We start from the raw sequence: 8,453 nt of genomic DNA on the forward strand, positions 1-8,453 counted from the left end.
TGTTCCTCATTAATTTAAAAAGTAATTTTGAAAGTATTGAGAAAAACACCAAACCGAAGACCAGGGGGCGAAACGCCAAAATAGGTAAGTTTTAAAGCCATATGAACGGTGCGTAACCGAGCATATTGTCGTAAGACATAAAGGCTAACTGGTCTAAAGCAACAAAGCTGAGCCGTGTGATTTCTGTTGAAATACAGCGCGAACTACTGTGGTTTATATTTGTGTTGTTTATAGTGGGGTGGTCGTGTGACCCATAATGCTGCGAATGCAGCTCCTCAGGAACGTGTTGCGGGCAGTGAATACGCCCTTTTTCTTTGTGCTCATTTCGAGCGAGTTCAATATTAAAATTATCACAGTGATCAGAGATTGCAACACCTTTTTGATGCGCTCAAATCTCCATCCCTCTTCTGGCCCTGCAATTTTTCAGGGCAGATTGGGTGTCGAGGCATCATGAGCAGTGGCCTCGACGGGCGACTCTGCGAGTCGTCCCTACCTCTTTCGAGTAGGGACGACTGTATACTCTTCAAACATTGGTTATTAATTTATAGCTAATGGTAGCTCATTACCAATGAGATCGGAGAGCATTTGGTAGTAGTCAGCTTTCTCACTTGATGATTCTATATTAAACATTTTATCGCAGTTTGCTTCTGCTAAATTTAAGTGAGATATGATTTCTTGCTCTTTCGATGTTGAAGCAGAATATAAAAAATAACATCCCATATTACTTTCAATAACACGTTTTCCTGTTATAAAAGTCATAGTTTTTAAAGAAGTTTCTCGGAACTTTCTTTGGACATCTTCGACATTAAAGTCAACAACCTCCGTCATGTGAAATTTACCATTTTTTAGCATGAAATCAGCTTCTAGACCTGTATTGGCATCGATTAAATAGGAAGGTACTACTTTATGCTGTTCTATATCACTAAGTTCTTTAGCTAATATATCTAATGCTTTGAATTCATTCTTTAGTTTAGTGAAAAGTCTCGAGTTTGGTCTTCTAGGTTCTCTAGGAGAATATGGAGACACAAGTTGATGAAATAAATCACTAACAGTCTTTTCATAGTTACTAATATTCTCAATCGAAAAAGCAGATAACCCACTAGTAAATATACCTGTCCCTAACATCTTCAACCTTTGATGCTGGACTTGTGCTGATACATCCTTTCCACATAAATCTTCAATAGATGCCTTAAGACGAGATAACTCATTGATACTTGTTACTCCGTCAAAAACTCTTACCTTTGTTGTATTTTTAAGCAGCCTTACATCAACACCTGAATTACGAAAGACGATCAAGCCGATATTTATAACTTCCCCTCGTTTTGGGTCTGGTAAATATTTTAAAAGAGAATAATCAAACCAAATCATTACACACTCCCCAACAATTTTGTAAGGCGATTAGCTTTATCACTGCTTTGCCACCACGCTAGAACCTCTTCTCTTTTTTCTTTTTGAAACCAAGGTTCAGGAATTTGCTGTAGTATTTTTCGTATTTTTTCCACATCAATTTTAGCAATATCGTTCAATGTTTGTATGGCTACATCTTTATCATATTTTTTTCTATCTTTTATTAATTGATAACACTTTTGAGTATTAGTTTCTTTATCTTTTAGGCTATCGTACTCATATGGTCCAACTTCGTACCAAGCTCTACTGAAGTCGAATGCAAGACCAATGAGGGAGTTATAACTTTGCCTAAATATATAGTTACCAAAATGTCTATCTATGTTGTTTATAAATAGATCAAAGGCATAGACCTTACTAAAAAACCTACTTAAATCTCTAACACGCAGCTTACCAGATAAAATATCCGAAAGTTGATTGAAGTCTCTAATATGATGAACTCCTCCTTCCCATAATGATCCAAAAGCTAAAGAGCCATCTCTCATACGAATTAGATCATAAGTTGGTGTAGGAATATCTAAAATAGTGGCTAGCTCATAACAAAATAGTTCAGTCGTTGGAACATAACCATTCCCATCGGAAATTAATTTAACAGCATAGTCTTTATTATTTGATGCAGTAACAATCACATTAAGATCAGCACTTCCTTGGTCATTTTTATGAATTTGTATTGCGTCTATTGGGAGTAGTTCTTTTTGATAGGATGTACAAAGCTCTTGACCAGCCATTGATAGTTCTTTTGTCGCCTCGTCCATAAGAATCCAATAATTTAAATATAATAACTAACTCTACCACGACAAAACTCAAATAGTACAGTTACTTGAATTAGTAAAACCACTCCTTTCAAATCCCGTAAAGCTATAAATCGGAACCCCGCAAGCGGGGCCCCCTTGCTACGCAACCCTTCGGGCGATTTCTAGCTTGACTGGATTTTCACTGCGTAGTGAAGGTTATCCAAGAGGTATGCGGCGCTCTGAGTGGCAAGCACTCGACGCTTTCATACCTCCTGGATACAACTGGCTTATCAAATAAAAACGGGAAAGAGGGAAGGTAAATAAATTTATATTTATCTGTTTTTATTATATTTTCCCAGTTTCCCATATTTCCCAACCTAATATCCTTTATTGAAATAAACTAGGTAGGGTGGTCATCGCCTCTTTTCGCTTACGCTCAACTATATCAGAGTAAATTTGTGTTGTTTTCAACTCTGAGTGGCCTAGTAGCTTTGATACCGTATAGATATCGATATCATTAGTTAACATACGGACTGCAAATGTGTGTCTCGCGCAGTGAAAGGTTATGTGCTTTGTAATACCTGCTCTGAGCATCCATTGGGTTAGGGCTACGTTAGTATAGCTCGAGTATCTTAAGCCTTTAAAAACACGTTCATGGGCTTCTCCTTGCGAACCTAATAAGCTGATCGCATCATCGGGTAAATCAAGGTACTGGAGGTGTTTTGTTTTCGTATGTCTGAACGTCGCGCGTTGCTCTTTTAAAGCGATTCGATCCCACGTTAGTTTTTGAATATCGCTCCAGCGCATACCTGTTAGGCATCCGAATAAGAATGCTCGCTTTAGTACATCATATCGGCACTCTGTTCTGTAAAGAGCTGTTACTTCTTCCTCTTCTAAGTAATTACGAGGGTTTTGTTCTATCTTGATGCTTTTTACTTCGTTTACAGGATTTCGGCGAATAATGCCTTCGTGAAATGCTTTGTTTAAAGCCGCTCTCACTTTATTGAAATAGCATGATGTAGTATTTGAAGAAAGTAGCTTATCTGACTTTGTTCGTGCATGTTTTATTAAGTATGTTCTGAATCCTAATAATACATTAGCATCGAAGTCTGCAAATGATAAAGGGTTACCCTCGCAATATTTTTGCAAATGGATTAATGCTGATTCCCACAGCGATACATTTGAAGGGCTATCCGTGTGTTCTTTGTCATTAATTATTTGCTGCATGTAGCTATAAAAGCTTTCTTGCTGTTTTTCTGAGTCTTCAAAGTGATGCTTGTTGTTAGCTAAATCGACAATCGCTTGCGCTCTTATCTTTTCTGAAATATCTAAGGTCTTTTTATTGTGGTCACGTTGGAACTTGTCCTTAGGGTTAGCATAAATGAACAAGTCCATTGATTGTCTTTTACGGCGTTTAACTCGTTTGCCGTTTTCGTTTAGGTAAGAACCATAATTTCTCGTTAATAGTAGTTGTTGGCGGCCTGTGCTATCAGGTGACTTTTTCTCGATGGTTAGTTTCATAATAACTTCCTCTTTGGTGGACCAATAGTGGCCCACATCAAAGAAGTAGGTGGGCCGTTCAAGACCCATATTATGAAACTAAAGGAAACTATTGAAAGATAAAAAAGTTATTAAATGTATGAATAAATTAGGTTTTTTAACTTAAGTTGGATGTTTGTTTCCTTTAGTTTACCTTGTTATTTGCCGATACAAAACGAGCTAAATATCTTTCCTAGTAAATCGTCAGAGGTAAATTCACCGGTTATTTCATTCAAATACTGCTGTGTTAAACGCAGTTCTTCAGCCAGTATTTCACCGGCAATGTGCATTTCTAATTGTGTTTTACCGGTATCTAAATGATGGGCCGCACTTTCCAGTGCATCTAGATGACGACGGCGCGCCATAAAGCCACCTTCAGTTGCACCTTGAAAGCCTATACAGGCTTTTAAATGCTCGCGAACAAGTTCAATACCGTCAGCATTTTTGGCACTTAAGCTGATGACCGGGTATTGTTGCTCTTGCTCCATACCGACAATATCGCCCGACAAATCGGCCTTGTTTCTGATGACTGTCACGCCCATACCTTCTGGTAATTTTGCCATAAATTCAGGCCAAATTTTGTGTGGGTCGGTATCTGTAGTATCGGTGCCATCAAGCATAAATAAAACCCGATCGGCTTGATTTATTTCATCCCAAGCACGTTCAATACCTATTTGCTCTACGCGATCGGGGCTTTCGCGTAGGCCTGCGGTATCTATAATATGCAGTGGCATACCATCTATATGTATATGCTCTCGTAGTACGTCGCGAGTGGTACCGGCTATTTCTGTTACTATTGCGGCTTCACGACCAGCTAGAGCGTTGAGTAGGCTTGATTTACCCGCATTTGGGCGACCAGCAATAACAACACGCATACCTTCGCGCATTATGCTGCCTTGCTTGGCTTGATTAGTTACGGTATTGAGCTGATTTATAATGGCATCTAAATCACCAGATACTTTACCGTCAGATAAAAAATCAATTTCTTCATCAGGAAAATCAATTGCCGCTTCTACGTACATACGTAAGTGAATTACTTTTTCAACGAGTGTTTCTATGTGCTTAGAAAATTCACCTTGGAGAGACTGTAAGGCGCTTTTAGCGGCTTGTTCGCTGGTGGCATTAATTAAGTCGGCGATGGCTTCTGCTTGTGTTAAATCAAGCTTGTCGTTCATAAATGCACGTTCAGAAAACTCACCTGGTTTTGCTAAACGAACGCCCTCGATTTTACTAATTTCTTTAAGTAACATATCCAGTACTACAGGGCCGCCGTGGCCTTGTAGCTCAAGCACATCTTCGCCTGTAAATGAGTTAGGACCTGCAAAGTAAATGGCAAGACCTTGATCAAGTTGCTCGCCAGCTAGGCTTTTAAATGGCACGTAATCGGCGTAGCGAACTTTAGGAATTTTACCTACCACTTTTTCGGCAACGCTTTTAGCAAGGCTGCCTGAAACGCGAATTATACCAACGCCACCACGTCCGGGAGCGGTTGCTTGTGCTGCAATTGTATCTTGATTGATCATGCTATTAATTTGCCAACGATGAGTAACTTTATGGCGGTATTGTAACCTATGAAATAAACACTCGCGAATACTCTGGTGAAAAACAGGCAATAAAAAAGGCGACCTAAGTCGCCTTTATATAAGTAATATACCCAAACCATCTCGATGTGGCTTGGGTACAGGCAATTAGCCTCTTACTTTAATTCCTTTCTTTTCCATGCCACGGTAGATGATTAACATCTGGACAATAGAAATAAGGTTAGACACTAACCAGTAAAGAACTAAACCCGATGGGAACCATAAGAAAAATACAGAGAAGATAACCGGCATAAAGGTCATCATTTTTTGCTGCATTGGATCAGTAACCGTCATAGGTTGTAGCTTTTGCGTCACAAACATACTCGCACCAAATAATATTGGTAATACGTAGTATGGGTCTTTCGCAGAAAGGTCAGTTAACCAAAAAATGAATTCAGCGTGGCGAAGTTCAGTTGACTCTAAGAATACGTAGAACAAGGCTAAGAAAATTGGCATTTGTAGCAAAATAGGGAAACAGCCACCCATAGGGTTAACTTTTTCTTTTTTGTACATTTCCATAGTTGCTTGGCCGAACTTTTGACGGTCATCACCAAACTTTTCTTTAAGAGCTGCCATTTTAGGTTGTAGGGCACGCATTTTTGCCATTGAGGTGTATTGCGCTTTGGTAAGTGGGTACATTAACGATTTAACGATAATAGTGATGGCAATAATTGCAACACCCCAGTTACCTAAAATGCTGTGTAACCATTTTAGTAATACAAATAAAGGCTGCGAGATAAAAAATAACCAACCGTAATCTACAGTTAAATCTAGGTCTGGGTGAATCGCTTCAAGAATATCCGATTCTTTCGGGCCCATGTAATAAATAGCAGTTAGTGTTTGCTCACTACCTGCTTGAATATTAACAGCTTCATCTTTAGCACCAATAATAGCGGCATTACTTTTTGTAATTAAACTATAAAGTGTATTTGATTGATCCTGCATTGGCACCCAAGCACTTACAAAGTAATGCTGGATAAACGCAACATAACCACCTTGGGTGTTTTTGTTTAGGTTTTTATCAGCCATATCTGAAAAACTATACTTTTCGTATTTTTCTTCATCAGTACCGTATGCAGCGCCTAAATAGTTTTGATCAACCATGCTGCCTTTTTCTTGTACTGTGCGCTTAATTTGCGTGTATAGCTGTACTTGAAGTGGTGCGCTGGTGGTGTTGTTAATTTTGTATTCTAAGCCTACGTCATACTGACCTTTTTTGAATACATACGTTTTAGTAAAACTAACACCATTACGATCTGTAAACTGAAGTGGAACGCGAAGCTCATCACCCGTTAAGGTATATGACTTTTGTTCGGTATTGTAAGTAGGGCGACCGTTAGCTGATGCGTCAGGGCCATTTAAGCCAATTAAGCCACTTTGTGAAAAGTATTGTTTGCCATCAAACTCACCAAGCAACATAAAAGGAGTGTTACTTCCTTTGGTGTCTTCGTATTGAAGAAGGTCTGCTTCAACAATGTCACCGCCTTTGGTGTCAATTTTAACTTTAAAAACGTCAGTTGTGATTTCAATAACTGAACGTTTAGCTAAAGTTGCTGAAGTAGGTAATTCTGAATCTGACGATGAAGGAATATAATCATCCGACTCTGGTGAATTTGCTTTTAGTGTTTGTGTTGTGGCACTTGGATCGACTTTAGGCTTGTTGTAATCATTGTCCCATTCTTGGAACAATAAAAACGACACTAGCATTAGGCCAATTAATAAAAACGTGCGTTGCGATTCCATAACAGCTCTTATTTCTCGTGTTGGTGGTTAATATGGGTTAATTTTTCAGGGACGGGGTCGTCTCCGCCTGAATGTAAAGGATGGCATTTTAATATGCGTTTCAAAGCTAACCAACTACCTTTTACCGATCCATGCAATTTAATTGCTTGAATAGCATAACTAGAACAGGTTGGATTAAAACGACAATGCGGACCTAACAGCGGGCTAATCCACTTTTGATAACCGCGGATAAATAACACTAAACAAAAAGTTGGTAAAGCAACAAGTGGTTTAAGTAACCTCATGATGTTTATGCCCCTACTTAAGTTTAGTGAGATAGATATCATGTATTTAAAGACTCAATTAGAAATTTTAAATGCATGATTAAAAGGTGAGCTAAAGATACATTAATTAACCCTGCAATTCTATTGCAATTAGGTTTGTTTATTAGATTTAGCTGATTTGTTTGGGCGTTTCTTAAAAGGTGGCGGTTTAGGTGCACCTGGTTTACAGCGTTCGTTAATTTTTCGCCATAATTTAGTAAGTTGTTTGGTTATTTCTTCATTAGACTGCTCATCAATACCATTTTTAACCATAAGCACAATATCAATATTATCGATGCTGTGTTGATTTAAACGAAAACTTTCGCGAGCGAGACGTTTAATACGGTTTCGTTGGCATGCCTTTTTTACACGTTTTTTAGCAACAGTAAGCCCTAACCTAGGTTTATCTTGGTTATTTGGTTTAGCTAATAGAGTAAAGAAAGGAGTTGCAGCCCGAGCGGGTTCATTAAATATGCGAGAGTAATGCGAGGGAGTTAACAGACGTAACTCCCTGCCAAAGCTAAAGTCTTCCACTTATAAATTAAGCAGAAAGAACTTTGCGGCCTTTAGCGCGGCGACGTGCTAATACTTTACGGCCATTTACAGTTGCCATGCGAGCACGGAAGCCGTGTGCACGTTTGCGTTTTAAAACGCTAGGTTGAAAAGTTCTTTTCATAACAATCTCATCCGATCGGTTAAAGTTAAAACATCCTATACAGGTCGCGATCCTGGCATAGGTGCCATTGCGAGCGCGAGATATTATAGATGAAGTGACTCAAAGTCAATCATAATTACAGCCTATACTAAGTGTTAGTTACTCTATTCATGGTGATCGAGAATTATGATCCACTAGGATCATCATAAATAAGAAGTTTTCCACAGCCCCTGTATAAAAAGTGAATAAAAGCAGGGGAAAAGTAAAATGGATCGTAAAATTGGTTCGCGATCTTAGCGTTATTTTGTTATGATCTGTCATCAGGCTTTGAAATAAAAGCTTATTTAAATCAGTCTGTTAATGTTTTTATACAGCGATATCAACAATTTTATAAAAATCAATCTTTTACTTGTGGATAAAGTGTCTTCATAATACGCGGCCTTGGGCCACTTATTTGGCTATTTTGACGCAATAAATGCATGATTTTTAATCATTA

The 8,453-nt window shown here is 38.5% G+C and carries 8 protein-coding genes; all 8 read right to left on the reverse strand.

From position 1 onward, the window contains the following. Nucleotides 1-537: 537 nt before the first annotated feature. The 8 genes from AC0VZ4_RS20265 to rpmH all read right to left on the reverse strand — a co-directional run bounded on the left by AC0VZ4_RS20265 (nucleotide 538) and on the right by rpmH (nucleotide 7,978). The gene (locus AC0VZ4_RS20265; RefSeq protein ID WP_475440564.1) at nucleotides 538-1,368 is read right to left on the reverse strand and encodes a DUF3037 domain-containing protein; all 831 of its coding nucleotides are present in this window, start codon (nucleotides 1,366-1,368) and stop codon (nucleotides 538-540) included. After that, complete coding sequence (locus AC0VZ4_RS20270) at nucleotides 1,368-2,132, reverse strand: HipA family kinase (protein WP_475440565.1); 765 nt, start codon at nucleotides 2,130-2,132, stop codon at nucleotides 1,368-1,370. Before AC0VZ4_RS20270 ends, AC0VZ4_RS20265 begins: the two co-directional genes overlap by 1 nt. Nucleotides 2,133-2,525: 393 nt before the next feature. Further along, nucleotides 2,526-3,659 (reverse strand): tyrosine-type recombinase/integrase, encoded by a 1,134-nt coding sequence (locus AC0VZ4_RS20275; RefSeq protein ID WP_475440566.1) that lies wholly within the window; start codon nucleotides 3,657-3,659, stop codon nucleotides 2,526-2,528. 176 nt (nucleotides 3,660-3,835) lie between these two features. After that, a complete protein-coding gene (gene mnmE / locus AC0VZ4_RS20280; protein ID WP_475440567.1) occupies nucleotides 3,836-5,200 on the reverse strand; it encodes a tRNA uridine-5-carboxymethylaminomethyl(34) synthesis GTPase MnmE in 1,365 nt (454 codons plus the stop codon). A 165-nt stretch (nucleotides 5,201-5,365) separates the two neighbouring features. Continuing rightward, complete coding sequence (yidC, locus tag AC0VZ4_RS20285) at nucleotides 5,366-7,000, reverse strand: membrane protein insertase YidC (protein WP_475440568.1); 1,635 nt, start codon at nucleotides 6,998-7,000, stop codon at nucleotides 5,366-5,368. 8 nt (nucleotides 7,001-7,008) lie between these two features. Further along, entirely contained in the window at nucleotides 7,009-7,284 is a 276-nt protein-coding gene (yidD, locus tag AC0VZ4_RS20290) for a membrane protein insertion efficiency factor YidD (protein WP_008138026.1), read from the reverse strand. 129 nt (nucleotides 7,285-7,413) lie between these two features. After that, nucleotides 7,414-7,836: a ribonuclease P protein component gene (gene rnpA, locus AC0VZ4_RS20295; RefSeq protein WP_033031124.1), complete on the reverse strand. Its 423-nt coding sequence runs from the start codon at nucleotides 7,834-7,836 to the stop codon at nucleotides 7,414-7,416. Nucleotides 7,837-7,843: 7 nt separating this feature from the next. Continuing rightward, nucleotides 7,844-7,978, reverse strand: coding sequence for a 50S ribosomal protein L34 (gene rpmH / locus AC0VZ4_RS20300; RefSeq protein ID WP_004335215.1), 135 nt, complete (start codon nucleotides 7,976-7,978; stop codon nucleotides 7,844-7,846). Nucleotides 7,979-8,453: the final 475 nt, after the last annotated feature.

The organism is Pseudoalteromonas sp. QJM3NY_22 (assembly GCF_056173065.1).

Coding starts and splice junctions, on each gene's coding strand:
- AC0VZ4_RS20265 (WP_475440564.1), bottom strand. CDS start 1,368: ATGATTTGGTTTGATTATTCTCTTTTAAAATATTTACCAGACCCAAAA.
- AC0VZ4_RS20270 (WP_475440565.1), bottom strand. CDS start 2,132: ATGGCTGGTCAAGAGCTTTGTACATCCTATCAAAAAGAACTACTCCCA.
- AC0VZ4_RS20275 (WP_475440566.1), bottom strand. CDS start 3,659: ATGAAACTAACCATCGAGAAAAAGTCACCTGATAGCACAGGCCGCCAA.
- mnmE (WP_475440567.1), bottom strand. CDS start 5,200: ATGATCAATCAAGATACAATTGCAGCACAAGCAACCGCTCCCGGACGT.
- yidC (WP_475440568.1), bottom strand. CDS start 7,000: ATGGAATCGCAACGCACGTTTTTATTAATTGGCCTAATGCTAGTGTCG.
- yidD (WP_008138026.1), bottom strand. CDS start 7,284: ATGAGGTTACTTAAACCACTTGTTGCTTTACCAACTTTTTGTTTAGTG.
- rpmH (WP_004335215.1), bottom strand. CDS start 7,978: ATGAAAAGAACTTTTCAACCTAGCGTTTTAAAACGCAAACGTGCACAC.